The organism is Rhizorhabdus wittichii (genome assembly GCF_017607425.1).
Taxonomy (GTDB): Bacteria; Pseudomonadota; Alphaproteobacteria; order Sphingomonadales; family Sphingomonadaceae; genus Rhizorhabdus; species Rhizorhabdus wittichii.
Genome location: NZ_CP059319.1, coordinates 469172 through 492261, shown reverse-complemented (window position 1 = coordinate 492261; position 23090 = coordinate 469172). Strand labels below are relative to the sequence as shown.

General features: G+C 69.4%; 23 protein-coding genes. 16 read left to right on the top strand and 7 right to left on the bottom strand.

Annotation, left to right across the window (positions count from 1 at the left end):
• Positions 1-6: 6 nt before the first annotated feature.
• From HRJ34_RS02400 to HRJ34_RS02390, 3 genes are read left to right on the top strand one after another with little or no spacing between them, the layout of a single operon-like run.
• Positions 7-582 carry a DUF1285 domain-containing protein gene (locus HRJ34_RS02400; protein ID WP_208633233.1) on the top strand — a complete coding sequence of 192 codons (576 nt, stop codon included), beginning with the start codon at positions 7-9 and terminating at the stop codon, positions 580-582.
• Positions 579-1184 carry a CoA pyrophosphatase gene (locus HRJ34_RS02395; RefSeq protein WP_011950962.1) on the top strand — a complete coding sequence of 202 codons (606 nt, stop codon included), beginning with the start codon at positions 579-581 and terminating at the stop codon, positions 1182-1184. The genes HRJ34_RS02400 and HRJ34_RS02395 overlap by 4 nt, the downstream gene beginning before the upstream one ends.
• On the top strand, positions 1181-2386 hold the full coding sequence (locus HRJ34_RS02390; RefSeq protein WP_208633232.1) for a CCA tRNA nucleotidyltransferase: 1206 nt from the start codon (positions 1181-1183) through the stop codon (positions 2384-2386). Before HRJ34_RS02395 ends, HRJ34_RS02390 begins: the two co-directional genes overlap by 4 nt.
• Here HRJ34_RS02390 and HRJ34_RS02385 read toward each other — a convergent pair.
• From HRJ34_RS02385 to HRJ34_RS02375, 3 genes are all read right to left on the bottom strand, one after another.
• Positions 2362-4122: a putative bifunctional diguanylate cyclase/phosphodiesterase gene (locus HRJ34_RS02385; RefSeq protein ID WP_161628935.1), complete on the bottom strand. Its 1761-nt coding sequence runs from the start codon at positions 4120-4122 to the stop codon at positions 2362-2364. The two genes, HRJ34_RS02390 and HRJ34_RS02385, sit on opposite strands and share 25 nt — an antisense overlap.
• 84 nt (positions 4123-4206) lie before the next feature.
• Entirely contained in the window at positions 4207-6459 is a 2253-nt protein-coding gene (gene parC, locus HRJ34_RS02380; RefSeq protein ID WP_011950959.1) for a DNA topoisomerase IV subunit A, read from the bottom strand.
• 169 nt (positions 6460-6628) lie between these two features.
• Positions 6629-7513, bottom strand: coding sequence for a LysR substrate-binding domain-containing protein (locus HRJ34_RS02375; RefSeq protein ID WP_016744038.1), 885 nt, complete (start codon positions 7511-7513; stop codon positions 6629-6631).
• Between the two features lie 94 nt (positions 7514-7607).
• Between HRJ34_RS02375 and HRJ34_RS02370 the strand changes: the two genes are divergently transcribed.
• Positions 7608-7781: a hypothetical protein gene (locus tag HRJ34_RS02370; RefSeq protein WP_158305137.1), complete on the top strand. Its 174-nt coding sequence runs from the start codon at positions 7608-7610 to the stop codon at positions 7779-7781.
• A 57-nt stretch (positions 7782-7838) separates the two neighbouring features.
• Positions 7839-9767 (top strand): M61 family metallopeptidase, encoded by a 1929-nt coding sequence (locus HRJ34_RS02365; protein WP_208633231.1) that lies wholly within the window; start codon positions 7839-7841, stop codon positions 9765-9767.
• 123 nt (positions 9768-9890) lie between these two features.
• On the opposite strand, the gene HRJ34_RS02360 is transcribed toward HRJ34_RS02365, so the two are convergent.
• The 3 genes from HRJ34_RS02360 to purC form a co-directional block, all read right to left on the bottom strand.
• A complete protein-coding gene (locus HRJ34_RS02360) occupies positions 9891-10700 on the bottom strand; it encodes a ferredoxin--NADP reductase (protein ID WP_208633230.1) in 810 nt (269 codons plus the stop codon).
• A 228-nt stretch (positions 10701-10928) separates the two neighbouring features.
• Complete coding sequence (locus tag HRJ34_RS02355) at positions 10929-11609, bottom strand: RBBP9/YdeN family alpha/beta hydrolase (RefSeq protein WP_011950955.1); 681 nt, start codon at positions 11607-11609, stop codon at positions 10929-10931.
• Between the two features lie 167 nt (positions 11610-11776).
• Positions 11777-12553, bottom strand: a complete 777-nt coding sequence (gene purC, locus HRJ34_RS02350; protein WP_016744035.1) for a phosphoribosylaminoimidazolesuccinocarboxamide synthase — start codon at positions 12551-12553, stop codon at positions 11777-11779.
• 204 nt (positions 12554-12757) lie between these two features.
• Between purC and HRJ34_RS02345 the strand changes: the two genes are divergently transcribed.
• The 8 genes from HRJ34_RS02345 (at position 12758) to argC (ending at position 20587) form a co-directional block, all read left to right on the top strand.
• The gene (locus HRJ34_RS02345) at positions 12758-14704 is read left to right on the top strand and encodes a potassium transporter Kup (RefSeq protein ID WP_208633229.1); all 1947 of its coding nucleotides are present in this window, start codon (positions 12758-12760) and stop codon (positions 14702-14704) included.
• Positions 14705-15054: 350 nt separating this feature from the next.
• A complete protein-coding gene (locus tag HRJ34_RS02340) occupies positions 15055-16011 on the top strand; it encodes an IS110 family transposase (RefSeq protein WP_030093295.1) in 957 nt (318 codons plus the stop codon).
• Between the two features lie 68 nt (positions 16012-16079).
• Positions 16080-16499: a PaaI family thioesterase gene (locus HRJ34_RS02335; protein ID WP_029991857.1), complete on the top strand. Its 420-nt coding sequence runs from the start codon at positions 16080-16082 to the stop codon at positions 16497-16499.
• The gene (locus tag HRJ34_RS02330; RefSeq protein ID WP_011950951.1) at positions 16499-16885 is read left to right on the top strand and encodes a PaaI family thioesterase; all 387 of its coding nucleotides are present in this window, start codon (positions 16499-16501) and stop codon (positions 16883-16885) included. Before HRJ34_RS02335 ends, HRJ34_RS02330 begins: the two co-directional genes overlap by 1 nt.
• A 2-nt stretch (positions 16886-16887) precedes the next feature.
• The gene (locus HRJ34_RS02325) at positions 16888-18285 is read left to right on the top strand and encodes a leucyl aminopeptidase family protein (protein ID WP_208633228.1); all 1398 of its coding nucleotides are present in this window, start codon (positions 16888-16890) and stop codon (positions 18283-18285) included.
• 139 nt (positions 18286-18424) lie between these two features.
• Positions 18425-18754 carry a MarR family transcriptional regulator gene (locus HRJ34_RS02320; protein WP_011950949.1) on the top strand — a complete coding sequence of 110 codons (330 nt, stop codon included), beginning with the start codon at positions 18425-18427 and terminating at the stop codon, positions 18752-18754.
• Entirely contained in the window at positions 18711-19649 is a 939-nt protein-coding gene (locus HRJ34_RS02315) for a C40 family peptidase (RefSeq protein WP_208633227.1), read from the top strand. The genes HRJ34_RS02320 and HRJ34_RS02315 overlap by 44 nt, the downstream gene beginning before the upstream one ends.
• Entirely contained in the window at positions 19646-20587 is a 942-nt protein-coding gene (gene argC / locus HRJ34_RS02310; RefSeq protein ID WP_208633226.1) for an N-acetyl-gamma-glutamyl-phosphate reductase, read from the top strand. Before HRJ34_RS02315 ends, argC begins: the two co-directional genes overlap by 4 nt.
• 7 nt (positions 20588-20594) lie before the next feature.
• Here argC and HRJ34_RS02305 read toward each other — a convergent pair whose 3' ends face one another.
• Positions 20595-21494 (bottom strand): EamA family transporter, encoded by a 900-nt coding sequence (locus HRJ34_RS02305; RefSeq protein WP_011950946.1) that lies wholly within the window; start codon positions 21492-21494, stop codon positions 20595-20597.
• Between the two features lie 83 nt (positions 21495-21577).
• Between HRJ34_RS02305 and HRJ34_RS02300 the strand changes: the two genes are divergently transcribed.
• From HRJ34_RS02300 to HRJ34_RS02290, 3 genes are all read left to right on the top strand, one after another.
• Positions 21578-22102 carry an Lrp/AsnC family transcriptional regulator gene (locus tag HRJ34_RS02300; protein WP_226949011.1) on the top strand — a complete coding sequence of 175 codons (525 nt, stop codon included), beginning with the start codon at positions 21578-21580 and terminating at the stop codon, positions 22100-22102.
• A 19-nt stretch (positions 22103-22121) separates the two neighbouring features.
• Positions 22122-22538 (top strand): hypothetical protein, encoded by a 417-nt coding sequence (locus HRJ34_RS02295; RefSeq protein ID WP_029991852.1) that lies wholly within the window; start codon positions 22122-22124, stop codon positions 22536-22538.
• A 79-nt stretch (positions 22539-22617) separates the two neighbouring features.
• On the top strand, positions 22618-23061 hold the full coding sequence (locus HRJ34_RS02290) for a hypothetical protein (RefSeq protein ID WP_226948717.1): 444 nt from the start codon (positions 22618-22620) through the stop codon (positions 23059-23061).
• The last annotated feature ends 29 nt before the right edge of the window (positions 23062-23090 follow it).

The window sequence follows — 23090 nt, the reverse complement described above, 5'->3', positions numbered from 1 at the left end:
GCCGTCATGCCCGAAACCACGCCGCCTCCCGATTTCGCCGGACTGTCGCTGAGCGACATCGCCGCCTTCGCGGCCGACAACCGCCTGCCGCCCGTCGAGAAATGGAATCCGGCGCATTGCGGCGACAGCTTCATGCGGATCGCCAGCGACGGCACCTGGTTCCATGAAGGATCGCCGATCGGCCGCGCCGCGATGGTGCGGCTGTTCTCGACGATCCTGCGGCGCGAGCCCGACGGCGGCTATGTCCTCGTCACCCCGGTCGAGAAGCTGTCGATCGCCGTCGACGACGCCCCGTTCGTCGCGGTCGAGATGAAGGTCGAGGGCGAAGGCCGGGAGCGCCGCATCGCCTTCCGGCTCAACACCGGCGACCTGGTCGTCGCCGACGCGGCGCATCCGCTGCGGATCGTCGAGCGCGACGACGGCCCGCATCCCTATGTCACGGTGCGCAAGGGCCTCGACGCGCTGATCGCGCGGCCGGTCTATTATGAAATGGTCAACCTCGCGCTCGACGAGGGCGGCGAGGACGGCGACCGGCCGGGGCTGTGGAGCGAAGGCAGCTTCTTCGCGCTCGACGCGCAATGACCGCGCTGGCCGACCGGCTGCGCGGCAGCTTCGCCGACGCGCGCGACGACGCCCCCCTGGTCGACGAGATCGGCCTGGTCGGCGACATCGCGACGCTGACCCGCGCCGCCGTGCTGGTGCCGATCATCGAGGCCCCCCGCCCCCGCGTGCTGCTGACCGTGCGCCACGAGGCGCTGCGCGCGCATGCCGGGCAGGTCGCCTTCCCCGGCGGCCGGCTCGATCCCGAGGACGGCGGCCCGGTCGACGCGGCGCTGCGCGAGGCGTGGGAAGAGGTCCGCCTGCCGAGCGAGCGGGTCGACGTGGTCGGCACGTCGCGTCCCTATGCGACCCGGTCGGGCTATCTGATCACCCCGGTCGTCGGCGTCATCCCCGAGGGGATCGAGCTCCACCCGCAGGAGGCCGAGGTCTCGGGCCTGTTCGAGGTGCCGCTCGACGTGCTGCTGGCGGAGGCCAACCATCTGCGCCGCTCGGTGATCTTCGAGGGCCGCCCGCGGCAATATTATGAGATCGACTGGCCCGACCAGCGCATCTGGGGCGTGACCGCCGGGCTGATCGTCGAGCTCGCCCCCCGGCTGCGCGGCGCGCTGGAGAGAGCGGCATGACGCTGCTGCCCGATGCCGCCTGGCGGCACCTTCCCGGGCTCGACCGGCTGCTCGACGCGCTCGGCGCGGCGGAAGGCGACGTCCGCTTCGTCGGCGGCGCGGTGCGCGACACGCTGCTCGGCCTGCCGGTCAAGGACATCGACTGCGCCACCCGGCTGCTGCCCGAGGAGAGCAGCCGCCGGATCGCCGCCGCCGGCTTCAAGGCGATCCCGACCGGCATCGCCCATGGCACCGTCACAGCGCTGCTGCCGTCGGGGCCGGTCGAGGTGACGACGCTGCGCCGCGATGTCGCCACCGACGGCCGCCGCGCCGTCGTCGCCTTCACCGACGAATGGCGCGAGGACGCCGCCCGCCGCGACTTCACGATCAACGCGCTGTCGGCCGATCCCGCGACCGGCGCGCTGCACGACTATTTCGGCGGCCGCACCGATCTCGACGCCGGGCTGGTCCGCTTCATCGGCGATCCGCTGCGCCGGATCGCGGAGGACCATCTGCGCATCCTGCGGCTGTTCCGCTTCCACGCCCGCTTCGGCCGGGGCACGCCCGATGCCGCCGCGCTCGACGCCTGCATCGCCCGCGCCAACGATCTGATGGCGCTGTCGCGCGAGCGGGTCGCCGACGAGCTGCTCAAGCTGCTCGGCGTCGCCGATCCAGCGCCGACCGTCCGGCTGATGCACGACAGCGGCATCTTCCGCCCGATCATCCCCGAGATCGACGGCGACGGCGTCGCCCGGCTCGACCGGCTGATCCCGCGCGAGGCGATCGCCGGGACGGCCCCCGATGCGCTGCGGCGGCTGGGCGCGCTGCTCCCGCCCGACCCGGTCATCGCCGCGGCGATCGCGCAGCGGCTCAAGCTCTCCAAGGCGGCGACCCGGCGGCTCGAACAGGCGGCCTCGGGAATCGACGATACGCCCCGCGCCCTCGCCTATCGCTTCGGCGCGGAGGTCGCGGCGGACCTGCTGCTGCGCGGCGAGCGGCCGGCCGAGGCGCTCGGCCTCGATACGCTCGACGGCTGGGAACGGCCGCGCCTGCCGATCGGCGGCGGCGAGCTGATCGCGATGGGGCTGAAGGCCGGGCCGGTGGTCGCGGCGACACTCCAGGCGATCGAGCGGCGCTGGATCGCGGAGGGCTTTCCCGGCGACGCGCGCGTCGCTGAGCTCGCCGCCGAGGCGATGGCTCAGGCCGGACGCGACCGCAGATAGGCGAAGGCCTCGTCCGACGGCAGCGGCCGGGCGAAATAATAGCCCTGGGCGATGTCGCAGCCGAGCCCGATCAGCGTCTCGATCAGCGCTTCCGATTCGACGCCCTCGGCGGTCGTCGCCATGCCCAGCGCCGAGGCGAGGCCGAGGATGGCGCGGACGATCGCGACCGAGTCGCGGTCATGGAGCATCGGCGCGACGAAGCTGCGGTCGATCTTCAGCACGTCGATCGGCAGCCGCTGCAGATAGGTGAGGCTCGAATAGCCGGTGCCGAAATCGTCCATCGCGATGGTGACGTCGAGGCCGTGGATCGCGCGCAGCACCCGGGCGATGCCGTCCGGATCGGTGACGATGCAGCTTTCGGTCAGCTCGATCTTGAGCCGGCTGCCGGCGATGCCGCTTTCGGTCAGCGCGGCCTTGATCGCCGAGACGACGTCGTCGCGCTGGAACTGCACCGCCGAGACGTTGACCGCCATATGGACCGGCAGCGGCGCGCCCGCCCGGCGGTCCCATTCGGCGAGGGTGCGGGTGGCGGCGCGCAATGCCCAGCGGCCGAGCGCGACGATCAGCCCCGACTCCTCGGCGACCGGGATGAAGTCGACCGGGGAGATCGCGCCCTTTTCGGGATGGTCCCAGCGGGCGAGCGCCTCGAAGCCGATCACCCGGCCGGTCGACAGTTCGATCAGCGGCTGGAAGGCGAGATGGAGCTGGTCGCGCTCGATCGCGCGGCGCAGCTCGGTCTCCAGGCTGAAGCGCTGGCGCGCGGTGACGCTGTCGCCGGCCTGGTAGAGTTCGGCATGACCCGACTGCTTGGCGCGCTTCATCGCGATCTGGGCGTTGCGGATCAGGTCTTCGGCATCGTCGATCGCGGGCGCCATCATCGCCACCCCGACCGCGCAGTCGATCTTGATCTCGAGATCGCCGAGCCGGATCGGCGTGGCGAGGCAGGCCTGCATGCGGCGCGCAGCCGCGATCGCCTCCGACGGATCGTCGGCGACGCCGAGCAGCACCGCGAATTCGTCGCCGGCCAGCCGCGCCAGCACGTCGCCCGCGCGCAGCGCCGAGACCAGGCGGCGCGCCACGGTGATGATCAGTTCGTCGCCGGCCAGCGAGCCGACCCCCTCATTGACCCGGCTGAAGCGGGTGAGGTCGATCAGCAGCACCGCGAACTGGCGCCCCTCGGCCGCATAGTTGAGCATCGCATGCTCGGCCTGCTCGGCGAAGGCCGCGCGGTTGGGCAGGCCGGTCAGGCTGTCGCGCAGCATCTGGGTGCGCAGCGAGCGTTCGCCCTCGACCTGCTGGGTGCGGTCGATCAGCGACAATATGCAGCGCGGCACGGGTGATTCGCCGCCCGACAGGCGCGACAGGCGGACCGCGAAATGGCGTCCGCTGATGCCGTCGCCCTCCTGCATGTCGAACGACCGATCGCTCTCGTCGCCGTTCAGGAAATCCTCGATCTCGGGGAGCAGCGGCAGGGCGATGCCGACGCACAGGTCGCGGCCCGGATCGATCTCGCGGCGGCTGCTATGACGGTCGGCGAGCTGCAGGAAGGCGCGGTTTCGCGCCAATATCGCCGGTTTCCGATCGACCAGGCAGACCAGCGCGATCGCGATCGGCAGGGTGTCGATGAACTCCTGCTGCGCGGCCGAGCGCGGCGTGTCGAGCAGTTCCTGGAGCGCGGCGGGGAGCTTGTGCACGGGCAATGAGGGATCGCTGCCGACCCGATCGGATGTGGACATGATATGGGTTTTCGCCGCCCGCATGGTCGAACGGCATTAGCAGCACAGGGTTAATGCTCTGTTTCTACGGGATAGCTCCCGCCGCTATCCCCGAAACCGGTTGTCGCGGGGGAAGCCGACCGGCGGCATCCGTCCCGCCGCGCCGCGCGCCGCGCGCCACGGGGTAAGGTCGGCCTCGGTCCGGGTCCGCCCGGTATCCCCGCCCATCGTCCAGCTCAGCCCGTCGTCGAGCCTGAAGCTGATCGCGTCGGACAGGCCGCCGTCCTTGTAGCGCTGGATGGTGACGCCCTGCCCGCGCGCCATGCGCGGCAGCTCGCCGAGCGGGAAGATCACCATCTTCCGGTTGTCGCCGATCGCGGCGACATAGTCGTCGGTCGGCGCGACCGGATGGACGACCTTGAGCCGCCCGCCCTCGCGCAGGTTGACGACCTGCTTGCCCTTGCGCGTCTCGGCGGTGACGTCGGCCATGTCGACGACGAAGCCCTTGCCGTCGCCCGAGGCGAGCAGCAGCTCGGCGCCCGGCTTCGCCGCCAGCAGCGCCGCCACCCGCGCGTCGGCGTCGATGTCGGCGAACAGCCGCACCGGCTCGCCGAAGCCGCGGCCGCCGGGCAGCTTGTCCGCCGGCAGGGTGTAGAAGCGGCCCTGGTCGGTCGCCAGCAGGATGCGGTCGGTGGTCTGGGCGCGGATCGCGTGGGCCGGGCCGTCGCCCTCCTTGAACTTGACCGCCGCCTGCGCCGCCTCGTCGAGATGGCCCTTCATCGCGCGGATCCAGCCGCGTTGCGACAGGATCACCGTCACCGGCTCGCGCTCGACCATCGCCTCGAGCGGAATCTCGCGCGCCGGTGCGGCCTCGGACAGCAGGGTGCGGCGCGCGCCGAGCGCGGTCTCGGGGCCGTAGCGCTCGCGCAGCGCGGCGAGGTCGCGCTTCATTCGGGTGCGCTGCCGCGCCGGGCTGGCGATCAGCGCCTCCAGCTCCTTGCCCTCGGCGTCGAGCGTCGCGCGCTCCCGGGTGAGCTCCATCTCCTCGAGCCGGCGCAGGCTGCGCAGGCGCATGTTGAGGATCGCCTCGGCCTGGCGGTCGGTCAGCCCGAACTCGGCCATCATCACCGGCTTGGGCTCGTCCTCCTCGCGGATGATCTGGATGACCCGGTCGAGGTTGAGATAGACGATCAGATAGCCGTCGAGCAGCTCGATCCGGTCGGCAATCTTGGCGAGCCGGTGCTGCGAACGGCGGATCAGCACCTCGAACTGGTGCTTGAGCCAGGCGGCGAGCGCCTGCTTGAGGCTCATCACCAGCGGCGTGCGCGTGTCGTCGAGGACGTTGAGGTTGAGCGAGACACGGACCTCCAGCTCGGTCAGCCGGAACAGGCTCTCCATCAGCATGTCGGCGTCGACCGTGCGGCTGCGCGGTTCGAGGACGATGCGGATCTCCTCGTCGCTCTCGTCGCGGACATCGGCGAGGATCGGCAGCTTCTTGTCGTTGATCAGCTCGGCGATCTGCTCGATCAGCTTCGACTTCTGGACCTGATAGGGGATCTGGCTGACCACCAGGTGCCAGCCGCCGCCCTTCTCGTCGACCTTCTCGATCTTCGCGCGGACGCGGAAGGCGCCGCGCCCCGTCGCATAGGCCTCGGCGATCGTCGCCGGGCTGTCGACCAGCACGCCGCCGGTCGGGAAATCGGGGCCCTTCACATGGTCGAGCAGCTCGGCGGTCTCGGCCTCGGGCTTGTCGATCAGCAGCACCGCGGCGTCGATCAGCTCGGCGACATTGTGCGGCGGGATCGAGGTCGCCATGCCGACGGCGATGCCGCTGGCGCCGTTGGCGAGCAGGTTCGGGAACAGGCCGGGGAAGATCTCCGGCTCCTCCTCCTCGCCATTGTAGGTGGGGCGGAAATCGACCGTGCCCTCGTCGAGGCCGGCCATCAGCTCGCCCGCCGCCGCGGTCAGCCGCGCCTCGGTATAGCGCATCGCCGCGGCGTTATCGCCGTCGACATTGCCGAAATTGCCCTGCCCGTCGACCAGCGGGTAGCGCAGCGAGAAGGTCTGGGCGAGGCGGACCATCGCGTCATAGACCGATTGGTCGCCATGCGGGTGATATTTGCCGATCACGTCGCCGACGACGCGGGCGCATTTCTTGTAGCCCGACGCCGGATCGAGCCGCAGCAGCCGCATCGCCCAGAGCAGGCGCCGGTGCACCGGCTTCAGCCCGTCGCGCACGTCGGGCAGCGAGCGCGCCGTGATCGTCGACAGGGCGTAGACGAGATAACGATCGGACAGGGCGCTGTCGAAGGGGGTGTTGCGGACGCTGTCTTCGGGCAGCTCGGCGATATCGGTCATGGACAAGCTCTAGCGAGGAAAGTCGCCGCTTCCAAGTTCCTCCCCATCACAGATGGGGAGGGGGACCATCCGCAGGATGGTGGAGGGGTGGGGTCGCAAGACGGCGCTAACGCGCCCCCCTCCACCGCCTGCGGCGGTCCCCCTCCCCGAGCTTCGCTCAGGGAGGATTTCAGCCCGCCCGCACTTCGGCCATCAGCCACTCGCGAAAAGCCTTCACCTTGGGCGAACCATGCTTGTGCTCGGGATAGACCAGCCAGAAGCTGCCGCCGTCGCCGACATGGGGGAAGAGCTGGACGAGCCGCCCCGTCGCGAGCTCGAACGGCCAGAAGCGCGGCGTCAGCATCGCCACCCCCTCCCCGGCCGTCGCCGCCATGCCCTCGATCACCTGCGAGTCGACGTGGATCGACCCACGGTCGAGATCGTCGGGGACGGCGACGCCGACCTCCGCGAACCACGCCCGCCACCAGACGTCGTCGGAGTTCATCCGCAGCGTGTCGAGAAGCTGGGCCGGATCGGTGAACGGCCCCATCCGATCGATATAGGCCGGGCTGCACATCGGCGTGAACTCGGCGCCGAACATCTCGATCGCGCGCAGCCCCGGCCACTCGCCCTGGCCGATGCGGATGCCGACGTCGACCTCGTCGCGGGCGAAGTCGACCAGCTCGTGGCTGGCGAGCAGCCGCACCGCGATATCCGGCTTGGCGAGCTGGAAGCGGGCGAGGCGCGGGCCGAGCCAGCCCGCGGCGATGCCGGGCGCGGCGCTGATCGTCAGCACCCCGCTTTCGGCGAGACGGACCTTGGCGAAGGCCTCGTCGAGCCGGTCGAACGCGGCGGTGACGGCCGGCGCCAGCCGCTGCCCCGCCGGGCTGAGCGAGACGCGCCGGCCGCTGCGCACGAACAGCGGCGTGCCCAGCCGGTCCTCGATCATCCGTATCTGGTAGCTGACCGCCGCCTGGGTCATCGCCAGTTCCTCGGCGGCGCGGGTGAAGTTGAGGTGCCGGGCCGCAGCCTCGAACACGCGCACCGCGCTGAGCGGCGGGATCTGTCGGGCCATAATGATAAACCCTCCTTATCTAGGAGGATCGATAACCGATTGGCGCCGGACAAGGAACAGGCATATTTGAAAGGCCGTCACCAAGGAGGACATGATGATGGCACAGATAAGGACGAAGCAGGCAACCCCTCGCCCGATGGGGTTGCGCGAACGGATCGGCGGCGCGATCCGCTGGTGGGCGGAACATCAGGCCTGGCCGGCCACCGAGGACATCCGCGTCGAATGGCGCCGGCCGGTCCGCAACGGACCGACGCAGAGGAAGGGGTGACGAACGCGCGGCAAGGCGGCATGCTGGGTCGATAACCAGAATGGATGCCGCCTGCCGATGCACCGCTTCCCCTCGCTTCCGCTTTCCCTCCTGGCCCTGATCCTGGCCGCTCCCGCCACCGCCATCGAGCTCAGCCTGCCCCAGCCGCTGCCGATCGAGCGCCAGGTCCCCGCCGCCCGCGACATCGCCTATCCCGGCACGATCGAGCTGACCGTCGACGCGACCGACGTGGCGCGCGGCGTCTTCCGCATCCGCGAGCAGATTCCGGTCGCCGGCGCGGGCAGGCTCTATCTGCTCTATCCGCAATGGCTGCCGGGCAACCATGCGCCGCGCGGGCCGATCGACGACATCGCCAACATCGCGATCGCCGCCAACGGCCGGCCGCTGGCGTGGAAGCGCGACCCGGTCGACGTCTACGCGATCCAGGTCGACGTGCCCGAGGGCGCCCGGTCGATCGCGCTGTCGTTCGACTATGTCTCGCCCACCAGCAGCTCGCAGGGCCGGGTGGTGATGACCGGCGACATGCTGAGCCTGCAATGGAACCTGACCGCCTTCTATCCGGCCGGCTATTTCACCCGGCGGATCATGGTCGCCCCCAGCGCGGTGCTGCCCGCCGGCTGGGGCTATGGCACGGCGCTGGAGCCCGCCTCGCCCAGGGGATCGGCGACGGTCGCCTTCCAGCCGGTCAATTTCGAGACGCTGGTCGACAGCCCGCTGCTGGCGGGCCGCTATTTCCGGCAGGTCCAGCTCAGCCCCAAGGTCCGCCTGAACGTCGCCGCCGACCATCCCGACGAGTTGCAGGCGAGCGACGCCCAGATCGAGGCGCATCGCCGCCTCGTCGACCAGGCGGTGAAGCTGTTCGGCGCCCAGCATTACGACCATTACGACTTCCTGCTGTCGATCAGCGACCGGCTCGGCGGGATCGGCCTCGAACATCAACGGTCGAGCGAGAACGGCGTCGCCACCGGCTATTTCACCCGCTGGGAGGAACAGACCGCGCGGCACAACCTGCTGCCGCACGAATATGTCCATAGCTGGAACGGCAAGTATCGGCGCGGGGCCGATCTCTACACCCCCGACTACAGCGTGCCGATGCGCAACTCGCTGCTGTGGGTCTATGAGGGGCAGACCCAATATTGGGGCTATGTGCTGCAGGCGCGATCGGGCCTCGTCTCGCCCGACGACACGCTCGCCTATCTGGCGATGGCGGCGGCGCAGCTCGACGGGCGGCCGGGCCGGCAATGGCGCCCGCTGATCGACACCACCAACGACCCGATCATCGCCGCGCGCCGGCCCCAGCCCTGGACCAGCCTCCAGCGGTCGGAGGACTATTACAACGAGGGCATGCTCGTCTGGCTCGACGTCGACATGCAGCTGCGCGCGCTGACCGGCGGGCGGCGCTCGCTCGACGATTTCGCGCGCGCCTTCTTCGGCATGCGCGACGGCGACTGGGGGACGCTGACCTACACGCTCGACGACGTCGTCGCGACGCTCGACGGCATCGCCGCCCACGACTGGGCGGGCTTCCTGCGCGACCGGGTCGAGCAGGCCCGCCCGCATGCGCCGCTCGACTGGATCGCCAAGGGCGGATACCGGCTGGTCTATTCGAACAAGCCGACCAATTTCTGGCGGATCGAGGAGCGCCGGCGCAAGGTCGCCGACTTCAGCTATTCGCTGGGCCTCGTGATCGACAGCGGCGACCGCCGGATCGAGCAGGTGATCTGGGACGGCCCGGCCTTCGCCGCAGGCCTCACCAACAGCGACAGCATCGTCGCGCTCGACGGCGAGAGCTTCGATGGCGCCAAGCTTGCCGAGCGGATCGACGACGCGACGACGACGCGCAAGCCGATCGAGCTGCTGGTCCGGCGCGGCGACCAGTATCGGACGGTCGCCATCCCCTATTATGGCGGCAACCGCTATCCGCGCCTGGAACGGATCGAGGGCGGTTCGGCATGGCTGGACGTGTTGTTGAAGCCGAGGGGGTAAGTCTCCCCCTTTACACCGTCACCCCAGCGAAGGCTGGGGTCCATGTCTGTATTCTTCTCAGATGCCATCTGGCTGACGAGAGACATGGCCCCCTGCCTCCGCAGGGGTGACGGTTAAAATTGATCAGCCCACGAAGGCCTTCTCGATGACGAAATCGGCGGGCTTGGCGTTCGAGCCTTCCTCGAAGCCGAGCCGCTCGAGGATCGCCGAGGAGTCGCGGATCATGTCCATGCTGCCGCACATCATGACGCGGTCGGTCGCCGGATCGAGCTTCGGCTCGCCGTCGATGCCGTCGAACAGGCCGCCATTCTCCATCAGCGTGGTGATGCGCTGCTGGCGCGGGAAAGGCTCGCGCGTCACGATCGGCAGGTAGCGGAACTTGGCGGCGGCCTCCTCCTCGACCAGCGGGTCGCCGGCCAGCCGGCTCTCCAGCAGGTCGCGGAAGGCGAGGTCGCTGAGGTGGCGGACGCTGTGGACGATGACCACCTGCTCGTAGCGCTCATAGATGTCGGGATCGCGCATCACCGACAGGAAGGGCGCGAGGCCGGTGCCGGTGGCGAGCAGGAACAGCCGCTTGCCCGGGGTCAGCGCGTCGGCGACCAGCGTGCCGGTGGTCTTGCGGGCGAGATAGATCTCGTCGCCCGCGATGATGTGGCGCAGGCGCGAGGTCAGCGGGCCATCCTCGACCGCGATCGACAGGAATTCCAGCTCGTCCGAATAGGAGGGGCTGGCGATCGAATAGGCGCGCAGCAGCGGGCGCGCCTCGGTCGGCAGGCCGATCATCACGAATTCGCCCGAGCGGAACCGCAGCGACGCCGGACGATCGACCGCGAAGCTGAACAGATGCTCGTTCCAATGCTTCACCCAGAGGACCGTCTGGATGTTGAAGGCGTCGTTCGGGGCGATCTTCACCGCTTCCGTACGGCTGCTCATGAAAAACTTCCTTTCAAAACCGTCTCTCGGCCACGTCGGGGACCCCATAGAGCGCAGGCGGCCCCTATGCCACATCGGAATAGTTTGGCGGCTCGACAGTTCAGCTTCATCGCGCCGATCGCGAAGGGAAATGGGACGCCCGCGAAAGGAAGCAACCCCGCCCGTCCCCCGGAGTTGGGACGGACGGGGCGCTCGAGCCGCCCTGGGGCGGAACCGGTCGTCCGCCCGCTAGGGGCGGAACAGCGGAGAGGAGGAGCCGCGATCGCGCGGCGGCAGGCTTTGGGCGAGCCGGTCGAGCCCGTCCTGCGCCTGGGCCCGGACACGCCCCGGCTCGACCAGGTCGATGAAGCGATCGAGAAGCTCCTCGCCCTCGGGCCACCAGCCGAGGCCGTCGGCCGGCGCGAAATGGCCGCAGGCGCCGAAGCGGGCGAAGCCGGCGCCCCACTGGCGCGCCAGGCTGAAGGCGCGATCGGGCGACAGCGCGGGATCGTCGTCGCTGGCGACGAGCAGCGCCGGAAAGGAGAAGACCTCCGACGGCAGCGGCGCGAAATCGCTAAGGCGCGGATCGGCGTCGGCCGCCGCGGGGTCGCCCGGCGCGATCAGCAGCGCGCCGGCGACCGCCGCCTCGCTCTCGCTGCTCATCAGCCCGGCCCAGGCGGCGATGGTCAGCGCCCCCACCCCATGGCCGACGAGGATGACCGGCGCGTCGAGACGGCGCAGAGCATGGTCGAGGCGGGTGACGAGGCTGTTGCGATCGGGACGGCGCGCCTGGCCGAGGTCGACCAGCCGGCAGTCGATCCGGCTGTCGATCCAGTGGCGCAGCCAATAGCCCGGCTCCCCGCCGTCGAGGTCGGGCAGCAGCAGCGTCAGCGGCGCTGCGGAAGGATGTTCGAAACGGGGTGCCGCCATGATCCGACCCTCCTCGACTCGGCGGCTCGGAGGCCGCGTGATCGAGGCGTCAGATTATGTCTAGTCGCGCGGTTGTAAATAGGCGCTGCGACCAAATGCGGCGAGAATGCGGCAGGCCGGGGCGCCCCAGGGACGCTCCCGAAACGACCCGACCTAAGCCCTTGAAATCACTTGCCGCGATTCTTGCGGTGGCTTTCGAGGTCGAGGATCATATTCTCGCCGTCGGGCATCAGTCCGAGCCGGCGGGCGATCTCCTGATAGGCCTCGACCTCGCCGCCCAGGTCCTGCCGGAAGCGGTCCTTGTCGAGCTTCTCGCCGGTCGCCATGTCCCACAGCCGGCAGCCGTCCGGGCTGATCTCGTCGGCCAGGATGACGCGGCTATAGTCATTGTCCCAGAAGCGGCCGAATTCGAGCTTGAAGTCGACCAGGCGGATGCCGATCCCGGCGAACAGGCCGCACATGAAGTCGTTCACGCGGATCGCCATGTCGGCGATGTCGTGCATCTCCTCCTGGCTGGCCCAGCCGAAGCAGGCGATATGCTCGTCGGCGACCATCGGATCGCCCAGCGCGTCGTCCTTGTAATAATATTCGATGATCGTGCGGGGGAGCTGGGTCCCCTCCTCGATCCCCAGCCGCTTGGTCAGCGAGCCGGCCGCGACGTTGCGGACCACGACCTCGATCGGCACGATCTCGACCTGGCGGATGAGTTGCTCGCGCATGTTGAGGCGGCGGATGAAATGGGTCGGGACGCCGATCGTGCCGAGCATCGTGAAGATATGCTCGGAGATGCGGTTGTTGAGCACGCCCTTGCCGTTGATCGTGCCCTTCTTCTGGGCGTTGAACGCGGTGGCGTCGTCCTTGAAATACTGGATCAGCGTGCCGGGCTCGGGGCCCTCGTACAGGATCTTGGCCTTGCCTTCGTAGATCTGGCGGCGGCGGGTCATCTATCGGGCCTCCGGGGGCGCGGGAAACAGAGAAGCCCCGGCGGCAACGTCGATTCGGACGTGCCGCCGAGGCAGTTCGAACCCGCCTTTACCGCGATTGCCCCTCCCACGCAAACAATGCCGCATCGCCGCGAGATTCTACGTGCATTCCTTCGTAGAGAGGCCTAAGCGGCGCGCCGGCTTCGCCGCTTGAGGGCGTATTTGATGCGAAACGACATGGCCGACCCCGAAGGGCCGCCGCGCAAGGGCCGTCTCCGCGAAGAAGGCATGGCGGCGCTGACGCTGGGCGCGCTCGGCGTCGTCTTCGGCGACATCGGCACCAGCCCGATCTACGCCTTTCGCGAGGCGCTGGGCCAGGCGGCGGAGGACGGGATCGTCGCCGGCGAGATCCTCGGCGTGCTCAGCCTCGCGCTGTGGGCGCTGATCCTCGTCGTCACCTGCAAATATGTGCTGTTCCTGATGCGCGCCGACAACAACGGCGAGGGCGGCGTGCTGGCGCTGATGACGCTGGCGCAGCGCTCGACCCGCCGCCGCCGGACGCTGGTGATGGCGCTCGGCGCGATCGGCGCGGCGCTGTTCTACGGCGACGGGGTGATCACCCCCGCCCTGTCGGTGCTGTCGGCGGTCGAGGGCCTCAAGACCATTCCCGGCCTCGAACATTCGGTGTCGCGCGGCGAGATATTGCTGATCACCTCCGCGATCCTGATCGGCCTGTTCCTGATGCAGGCGCGCGGCACGCGGATCGTCGGACGGCTGTTCGGCCCGGTCTGCCTGGTCTGGTTCGTGACGATCGGCGGCATCGGCCTGATCCACATCGCCGACCAGCCGGCGATCCTGGCCGCGCTGCTGCCGCACAACGGCGTGCTGTTCATGGCCAATCACGGCGTCGCCGGCATGTTCGTGATGGGCGCGGTGTTCCTGACCGTGACCGGCGCCGAGGCGCTGACCGCCGACATGGGCCATTTCGGCGCGAAGCCGATCCGCACCGGCTGGCTGGCGATCGTCTTCCCGGCGCTGGCGCTCAACTATCTCGGCCAGGGCGCGTTCGCGCTCCACCGGCTGGAGGTCGCGTCGGCGCGGGGAGTCGAGTTCGTCAACCAGGACTGGTTCTTCCTGATGGCGCCCGGCCTCGCCCGCATCCCGCTGGTGATCCTGGCGACCTGCGCCACCGTGATCGCCAGCCAGGCGGTGATCACCGGCGCCTATTCGCTGACCCGCCAGGCGATCCAGCTCGGCCTGCTGCCGCGCCTCAAGATCCGCCAGACCTCCGAACATGCCGCCGGGCAGATCTACCTGCCGACGATCACCATGCTGCTGTTCGTCGGGGTGATGGTGCTGGTGCTGGGCTTCGGCTCCTCCTCGGCGATGGCGGCGGCCTACGGCGTGTCGGTGTCGGGGACGATGGTGGTGACGACCTGCCTCGCCTTCCTCGTCGTGCGGCGGAGCTGGGGCTGGGGCTGGCCGCTGACGGTCGCCGTCATCGTGCCGCTGCTGTTGCTCGACCTGTTCTTCTTCGGCGCCAACATCCTGCGCATCTACGAGGGCGGCTGGGTGCCGCTGATCGTCGCGGGCGGGGTCGGCCTGCTGATCGTGACCTGGGTGCGCGGGCGCAAGCTGCTGCTGGCGATCGACCAGAGCCAGGCGATCGAGCTCGAGGAGCTGGCGCGCATGCTCCGCGCCCGACCGCCCGAGCGGGTGCCCGGCATGGCGATCTTCCTGTCGTCGGGGATGGAGGCCGCGCCGAGCGCGCTGCTCCACAACCTCAAGCACAACAAGATCCTGCACGAGCGCAACCTGGCGCTGACCATCAACACGGTGAACCAGCCGGCCGTGCCCCCCGCCCAGCGGCTCGACATGACCAACATCGACGAGAATTTCACCCGCGCGGTGCTCAACTACGGCTTCATGGAAAGCCCCGACATCCCGCGCGACCTGGCCTTCGCGCTGCGCCATGGCGACAACAAGCTGGAGCCGATGCAGACCAGCTATTTCATCGGCCGGTCGACGCTGCGCCCGTCGAAGCACAGCGGCATGCCCTTCTGGCAGGACCTGCTGTTCATCTTCCTCTACCGCAACGCGTCCGACCCGACCGACTTCTTCCGCATCCCGCCCAATCGGGTGGTGGAGCTGGGATCGCAGACCACGATCTAGCCCCCTTCCGGTCGTGATCGGCTCCCGCGGACTTCCTGACCTTTCCGTCATTCCCGCGAAAGCGGGAATCCACGGTCACGGAGCATTTCGTCTCTTGCGGGCCGCCGTCCATGGATTCCCGCTTTCGCGGGAATTGTCTCTCGGGAAAATGATTTAAGAGTGGGTGGCTGGCGAGACGAGCTGCGGGGTGGCCACCCCGCAGCTCGTGGCGGCAAGGCGCCCGTGCGGGAATAGGTCGAAACGACCGACGTCATCCAGGGCTCTTGTCGCCCCAGCTTCGCATCGCTTGCTGACTTGAATGGGCCGCCTTTCGGCACGCCCGCAGACAATTCGAAGCATGGGACCCCAAGATGATACGATATGCCGACGAAATCCAGACAGCTCTTGGCCTCGACGTATCCCAGGACAGCGTGACCCTGTTCGACAGCGTAACCGGCCAGACCCTCACCATAGCCAACGAGACCCAGGCCCTCACGGCCGCGCTCGATCCGCTGCGCAACCGCGATCTGGCCGTATGCGAAGCGACCGGAGGCCATGAGGACAAGCTCCTCGCCGTCCTCTGCGGCCTCGCCATCCCCGTTCACCGCGGTGATGCCGCCAAGATCAAGGCCTATATCCGCTCCTTCGGCAAACGCGCCAAGACCGACCCCATCGATGCCCGCTGGCTCAGCCGCTACGCCATCGACCGCAGTCCCGGCCTGATGCGCTGGCAACCTCCCGAGCCTTGCCAGGCCCAGATCAGCCTCCTCGTCTCACGACGCCTCGATCTCGTCGCCATGAAGCGCCAGGAAACCAATCGCCTCAAGGCCCCTCGTGGGCATCTCGTCGCCGACGACATCCGCGACCATATCGCCGATCTCGAACACCGTATCCGCACCATCGAGGTTCAGATCGAGGAGCTCATCAACCAACACCGCGACCTCAGCTCCCGCGCTCGCGCCTTGCGATCCATCCCAGGCGTCGCCGCCGTCCTCGCTCCTCTCCTGATCGCAACCATGCCCGAACTCGGCTCTCTCAACCGCCGGCAGGCCGCAAGCCTCGCTGGTTGCGCCCCTCATCCCAGAGACAGCGGAAAACTCCAGGCCCGCCGACACAGCTCAGGCGGACGAAGGCAGATCAGGCCCGCCCTCTTCATCGCCGCCCTCGCCGCCGCTCGCGGCAAAAATCCTCTCGCAGACTTCTACAACGCACTCGTCCGCGCTGGAAAACCCAAACGCCTCGCTCTCGCCGCCCTCATGCGCAAAATCATCTGCATCGCCAATGCTCGCATCCGCGACGCTGCCAATCTCCAGCCTCAACTGACTTGATGACGATAGGGGGTGGAGGCGCCCCCGGGGCTTGCGCCGATGCTTCAAGCGCCTATGCCGGAACGACCATGACCGAACTGTTCGATTCCTCCTCCCTGAAGCGATTGATGGACGGCCATGCCGGGGAGATCGGCCTGCGCCGCGTCGACCATGGCGACGACTGGGCCGAACTCGCCTTCGACTATGACCCGCGGCTGGCGATGAACGCCGCCAACGGGGTGCTCGCCTCCGGCCCGATCATCTCGCTGATCGACAGCGCGTCGGGCCTCGCCATCGCCGCGAAGATCAAGGCGGTGCGGCCGATGGCGACGCTCGACCTGAGGATCGACTATGTCCGCGCCGCGCCGCCCGGCCGCGCGATCACCGCGCGGGCGACCTGCTACAAGGTGACGCGCAGCGTGGCCTTCGTCCGCTGCGTCGCGCATGACGGCGATCCGGCCGATCCGATCGCCCATTCGCTCGCCACCTTCTTCTTCACGGGGGACTGATGGACTTCGATTCGCCCTATGCCGAGGTGATCGGCGCGCATCCCAACCGGGCGACCGGCGAGCCGATATTGAGCGTGAGCTGGCGCCCCGCGATCGAGGGACGGCCGGGCTTCATCCATGGCGGCGTGATCGCCGGCCTGCTCGAAATGTCCTGCTACGAGGCGCTCGCCCACGAATTCCGCGAAACCGGCCTGCCCAAGGTGAAGCCGATCAACATCGCGGTCGACTATCTGCGCGGCGGGCTGATGACGGAGACCCATGCGCTCGCCCAGATCGTCCGGATCGGCAAGCGCGTCGCCAATGCCAGCGCGATGTGCTGGCAGGACGACCGGTCGAAGCCGATCGCCACCGCCCGCATGCACATCCTGATCGATCGCCAGGGGTGACCATGACCGATTTCGCCGGCCTCCTGCTGCCCGATCGCGGCGAACCCGCCCACCGCCTGACGCCGGTCGCGGCGGACGGCCTCGACGCCTGGCTGAAGGACCAGCCGGCGCAGGTCCGCGCGCTGGCCGAAGCCGGCCGCTTCAAGGCCAAGCCCGGCGAGCTGCTGATCCTGCCGGGCCGCAAGGACGGCGAATGGTCGGCGGCGTTCGGCAAGGCCAAGGCGCCGGGCCCGTGGGACATAGCGGCGATCGCCCAGAAGCTGCCGGCCGGCACCTACCGGATCGACGGCGACGGGGGCGACGATCATCTGCCGGGGGCGCTGGGCTGGCTGCTCGCGCACCACCGCTTCGACCGCTACCTCGCCAAGCCCGATTCGATCCCCGCCCGCGTGCTGCTGACCAGGGACGCCGCCGCGATCGCGCCCACCGTCGCGCTGGCCGAGGCGGTGGCGCTGGTCCGCGACCTCGTCGACACGCCGGCCGCCGACATGGGGCCCGCCGAGCTGGCCGACGCGGCCGAGGCGGTCGCCAAGGCGCATGCCGCCGAGTTCCGCGTCACCCGTGGCGATGCGCTCGACCAGGGCTATCCGATGATCGCCGCGGTCGGCCGCGCCGCGGTGCGCGACCGGGCGCCGCGGCTGATCGAGATCGAATGGGGCGACCCCGCCCACCCGCGCATCGCGATCGTCGGCAAGGGCGTGTGCTTCGATTCGGGCGGGCTCGACCTCAAGCCCTCCTCGGCGATGCTGCTGATGAAGAAGGACATGGGTGGTGCCGCCCATGCGCTGGCGCTCGCCGGGCTGGTGATGGGCGCGCGGCTGCCGGTGCGGCTCCACCTGCTGATCCCGGCGGTCGAGAATGCGGTGGCGGGCGACGCCTTCCGCCCCGGCGACATCCTGCGCAGCCGCAGGGGGATTTCGGTGGAGATCGGCAACACCGACGCCGAGGGCCGGCTGGTGCTCGGCGACGCGCTCGCCCGCGCGGGCGAGGACAAGCCGGACCTGATCCTCGACTTCGCGACGCTGACCGGCGCGGCCCGCGTCGCGCTGGGGCCCGACCTGCCGGCGATGTTCGCCAATGACGACGCGCTCGCCGCCGAGCTGCTCGCGGCGGCGGTCGCCGTGTCCGACCCGGTCTGGCGGATGCCGCTCTGGGCCGACTATGCCGAAATGATCAAGTCGACCACCGCCGACATCAACAATGCCGGCGAAGGCGGCATGGCCGGCGCGGTCACCGCCGCGCTGTTCCTGCAGCGCTTCGTGCCCGACGCCACCCCCTGGGCGCATTTCGACACCTTCGCCTGGCGCCCCTCCGCCCGGCCGGGCCGGCCCAAGGGCGGAGACGCGCTCGGCCTGCGCGCCGCTTTCGCGATGCTCAGGGCCAGATTCGTTACGCCCTGAGACTGGACGCCGGTTTTCAGCGACAAATCGCAGCCATTGCCGTCGCCCGGTGAAACGAAATGGGGCGGCCCGCGTTGTCCGGCCGAGGAGTGGGTCTGCACCCACCCCTCGACAGGATCCTATGCGAAGGGCGCGTACCATGTCCGAAAACCAGCTTTCCCAGTGGATGCGAGCCTTGGTCTCCTACGTCCGCTCCGGGCAGCCCGATCTGACGAACCGGCAGATGGCCCTGCTGCTGATCAGCTACATCACCCCCGGCCCCCACACGGTGCGCGGCCTGGCCCAGCAACTGGGCGTCTCCAAGCCGGTGATAACGCGCGCCTTGAATACATTGGGCTCGCTCGGCTATCTGCGCCGCGAACGCGACGACAACGACCGTCGCAACATCTTCGTCGCCAAGACCGAAAAAGGGGCCGCCTTCCTCGATGCCTTCGGAAAATCCATCGATCTCGAGAGGGCCCGCGGCTGACAGCTTCACCGGCGGCGGCCGGCCCGCCGCCGCCTTCCATCTCGACGGACCGACCCGCAGGCTCGATCCGCGGATCAACGCCTATCGCCCCGACATCGCCGACGTGGCGCTCGCGGGCACCCTGTTCGCCCCCCATTATGCCGCGCCGATGCCGGCGATGGCGGGCGGCGTCGCGGCGATGATGCGCAAGGCCGCCAGCACCGACGCGGAGGCGGTCTCCCAGCTCCTGCCGGGCGAGGACTTCGCCATCCTCGACCTGACCGGCGGCTGGGCCTGGGGCTTTTCGGTCCACGACCATTATGTCGGCTATGTCGACGCGCGGCTGCTGGCGCCGGTCGTCCCGGCCACCCACCGCGTCCATGTCCGCGAGGCGCTGCGCTTTGCCGGCCCGTCGATCAAGGCGCCGATGCTGGGCACCCTGCCCTTCGGCGCGCGGCTGTACGGGGAGATGCGCGACGACGGCTTCCTCGCGACCGGGGACGGCTTCGTCCATGCGCGCCACGTCGTCGCGGCCGACACGCTGTCCGACGATCCGGTGGGCGTCGCCGAAGGGCTGCTCGGCGCGCCCTATCTGTGGGGCGGGCGCGGCGCGGACGGCATCGACTGTTCGGGGCTGGTCCAGGTCGCCCTCGCCGCCTGCGGCATCGCCGCCCCGCGCGACACCGACATGCAACGCGAGACGCTGGGCACGCCGCTGCCCGAGGAGGCCCGCCTCCGACGCGGGGACGTCGTCAGCTTTCCCGGCCATGTCGGCCTGATGGTGGACGAGGACCGGCTGATCCATGCCAATGCGCACTGGATGAGCGTGGTGATCGAGCCCCTCGCCGACGTCGTCGCCCGCCTGCAACCCCATCATGACCGGCCGATCCTGGGCCGGCGGAGACTATATCCATGACCGCCAAGGTCTTCATCGACGGTGCCTCCGGCACCACCGGCCTCGAAATCCGCGATCGGCTCGCGGGCCGGGCCGACATCGAACTGCTCGCCGTCGCCGAGGAGCGGCGCAAGGACCCGGCCGCGCGCGCCGAGGCGCTCAACGCCGCCGATGCGGTGGTGCTGTGCCTGCCCGACGACGCCGCGCGCGAGGCGGTGGCGCTGATCGCCAACCCGGCGGTCCGCGTGATCGACGCATCGACCGCGCACCGCACCGCCGCCGACTGGGCCTATGGCTTCGCCGAGCTCGATCCGGGCCAGCGCGAGGCGCTGGCGGGCGCGACCCGCATCTCCAACCCCGGCTGCTATCCGACCGGCTTCCTGGCGCTCGTCCGGCCGCTGGTCCGCGCCGGGCTGCTGCCCGCCGACACGCCGCTCTCGGTCAACGCCGTCTCGGGCTATTCGGGCGGCGGCAAGTCGATGATCGCGATGTTCGAGGACCCCGCCTCGCCCGACGCGACCGACACCGCCTTCCGCGCCTATGCGCTGGGCCTCGGCCACAAGCATGTGCCCGAGATGCAGAAGCGCGCCGGCCTCGTCCATCCGCCGATCTTCCTGCCCTCGGTCGCCAGGACCTATCGCGGCATGCTGGTCGAGGTGCCTCTGCACCTGCACCTGCTACCCGGCCGCCCGACCGGCGCCGCGATCCGCGAGCTTCTGGCCGCCGCCTATGACGGCAGCCGGATCGTCCGGGTCGCGACCGACGACCGGCCGGTACTGACGATCGAGCAGGCGGCCGGCACCGACCGGCTCGAACTGTTCGTCCATGCCGACGAGAAGGCGGGCCAGGCGCGGCTGATCGCGGCGCTCGACAATCTCGGCAAGGGTGCTGCGGGCGCGGCGGTCCAGAACCTCAACATCGCCCTCGGCCTCGACGAGACCGAAGGGCTGCGCCTCTAACCGACCGTCAGGACCCGGCGGACGGCGGTGCCTCGGACGGCTCCGCCGACAGCATCGTCCCGGCCGAGGCCATGACGACGAGCAGCACCGCGAGCCATTGGAGCGCGGTCAGATGCTCGCCGAGCAGCGCGACGCCGGCCAGCGCGCCGGCGGCGGGCTCGAGGCTGAGGAAGATGCCGAAGCTGTTGTGCGACAGCCGCTTGAGCGCGACCATCTCGAGCGAATAGGGGATCGCGCTCGACAGGATCGCCGCGCCGAGGCCGAGCGCCATCAGCCGCGGATCGAGCAGCGCGAGCCCGCCCTGGTGGATGCCGATCGGCACGACGATCAGCGCCGCCGTGGCCATGCCGATCGACACCGACTGGCCGCCCGGAAGATGGCCCAGCCGCTTGCCGAACAGGATGTAGAGCGCCCAGCACAGCCCGGCCCCCAGCGCGAACATGATCCCGACGGGATCGAGGCCATGATCGCCGGGGCCGATCGGCAGCAGCAGGGCGAGCCCCGCGACCGCCAGCCCGACCATCGCGAAATGGGCGGGGCGGCGCGCATGGAGCAGCGACACGGCGAGCGGCCCGCTGAACTCGATCGCGATGGCGAGGCCGAGCGGGATGGTGCGCAGCGCCATGTAGAAGCACAGGTTCATCATCCCCATCGCCGCGCCGTAGCGCATCGTCGCGAACAGGTCGGCGCGAGTGATCCGTCCGCGCCAGGGCCGCCAGACGGTCAGCAGGATCAGCGCGGCAAAGCCGACGCGATAAGCGCTGGTCGCCTCCGCGCCGACGAGCGGGAAGAGCCGCTTGGCGAAGGAGGTGCCGACGCAGAAGGCGGTGATCGACCCGATCAGCGCGGCATAGGCGGCGGCGAGCTGGACGTCGAAGCGCGGACGGGTGGAGAGACTGCTGCTCATGCCGCCGATCTAGCCCAAGCCGGCTGGCGATGTTCGGCGATTTCTGTCACTGGGTGATGAGATCAGGCAAAGATAGCGATCAGATGACGGATTCCATCGACCTCGACGATTTCGACCGGCGGATCATCGCGATCGTCCGCCGCGACAACCAGCAGCCGGCGCGCACGATCGCCGATCAGGTGGGCCTGTCGGAAAGCGCGGTGCTCCGCCGGCTGCGGCGGTTGCGGAGCGGCGGCATCATCGTCGCCGACGTCTCGCTGATCGATCCGTCGCGGCTCGCGCCGGCGATCACCATCCATGTGCTGGTCGAGCTCGCCCAGAGCGGCCTCAAGGTCGAACAGCTCTTCGCGCGGACGCTGGAGAGCCGGCCCGAGGTGATCGGGGCGTGGAACGTCACCGGACGCACCGACTTCCTGGTGACGGTCAGCGTGCCGTCGATCGAGGCCTATCAGCGCTTCGCCGACGAGGTGCTGGCCTCCGACGACAATATCCGCGGCTTCGAGACGCTGGTCAGCCTGCGCGAGATCGTCCGCTTCGATCCGCTGCGGGCAGGCGATCCCCTTCCCATTGTCATGGCTCCCAAAGAGGGGCATCCTCCCGCGCGCTGAGCGGTAAGGGAGGATCGCGATGGTGCCTGTCTGGTATTGGGTGGTCACGGCGATCCTGCTGGTCTGGAACGCGGTCGGCTGCCTGGCCTGCTTCAGCCAGATGCGGATGAGCCCCGACAAGCTCGCCAGCCTGCCCGAGGCGCAGCGCGCCGCCTGGATCGCGATGCCGGCGACGGTGAAGGCCGCCTATGTCGTCGCGGTCGGCGCCGGACTGCTCGGCGCGATCGCGCTGCTGTGCCGCTGCGCCGCCGCCGGCCCGTTGTTCGTCGCATCGCTGGTCGGCGTCATCGTCCAGTTCGGCTGGTTCTTCGGCGTCTACAAGGGCGCGTCGAAGCTGGGCGCGAGCTCGCTCGCCTTCCCGGCCGTCATCGCGCTGGTCGCCGTCGCCCAGATCGCTTTCGCCTGCTGGGCCAAGACGCAGGGCCTGCTGGGCTGATTTTTCGCCGCGCCTGTCGGATCGCGGCCCGCCCATCCGTCGTCAGGACAATGGATCGATCATTGCAGGGAGAAGGATGATGAACGACACTGCCGAAACGAAGAGCGTTCCCGCCTGGTATTGGGTCCTCGCCGTCGTGCTATTGCTCTGGGGCGTCGCCGGCATCTTCGCCTTCTATAGCCAGCTCACCACGCCCTATGAGAAGATGGTCGCCGAGATGGGCAAGCTCGCCGCCGACTGCATCAAGGGCATGCCCGGCTGGCTGTGGTGGGTCTATGGCGTCGCAGTGTGGAGCGGCACCCTCGGCTCGGTCGCGCTGCTGGCGCGGCGGAACTGGGCGCAGCCGCTCTACCTGGTCTCGGTGATCGCGGTGATCGTCCAGTTCGGGCACAGCTTCCTAGTCGCGAAGGTCCAGGACCTGATGGGCTGGGGCGCGGCGATCTTCCCGGCGGTCATCATCCTGATCGCGGTCTTCGAGCTCTGGTTCGCCGGCTGGGCGAGGAAGCGCGGCTGGCTGCGCTGAGGCTACGGCTCCCTCCCCTTTGACCGTCA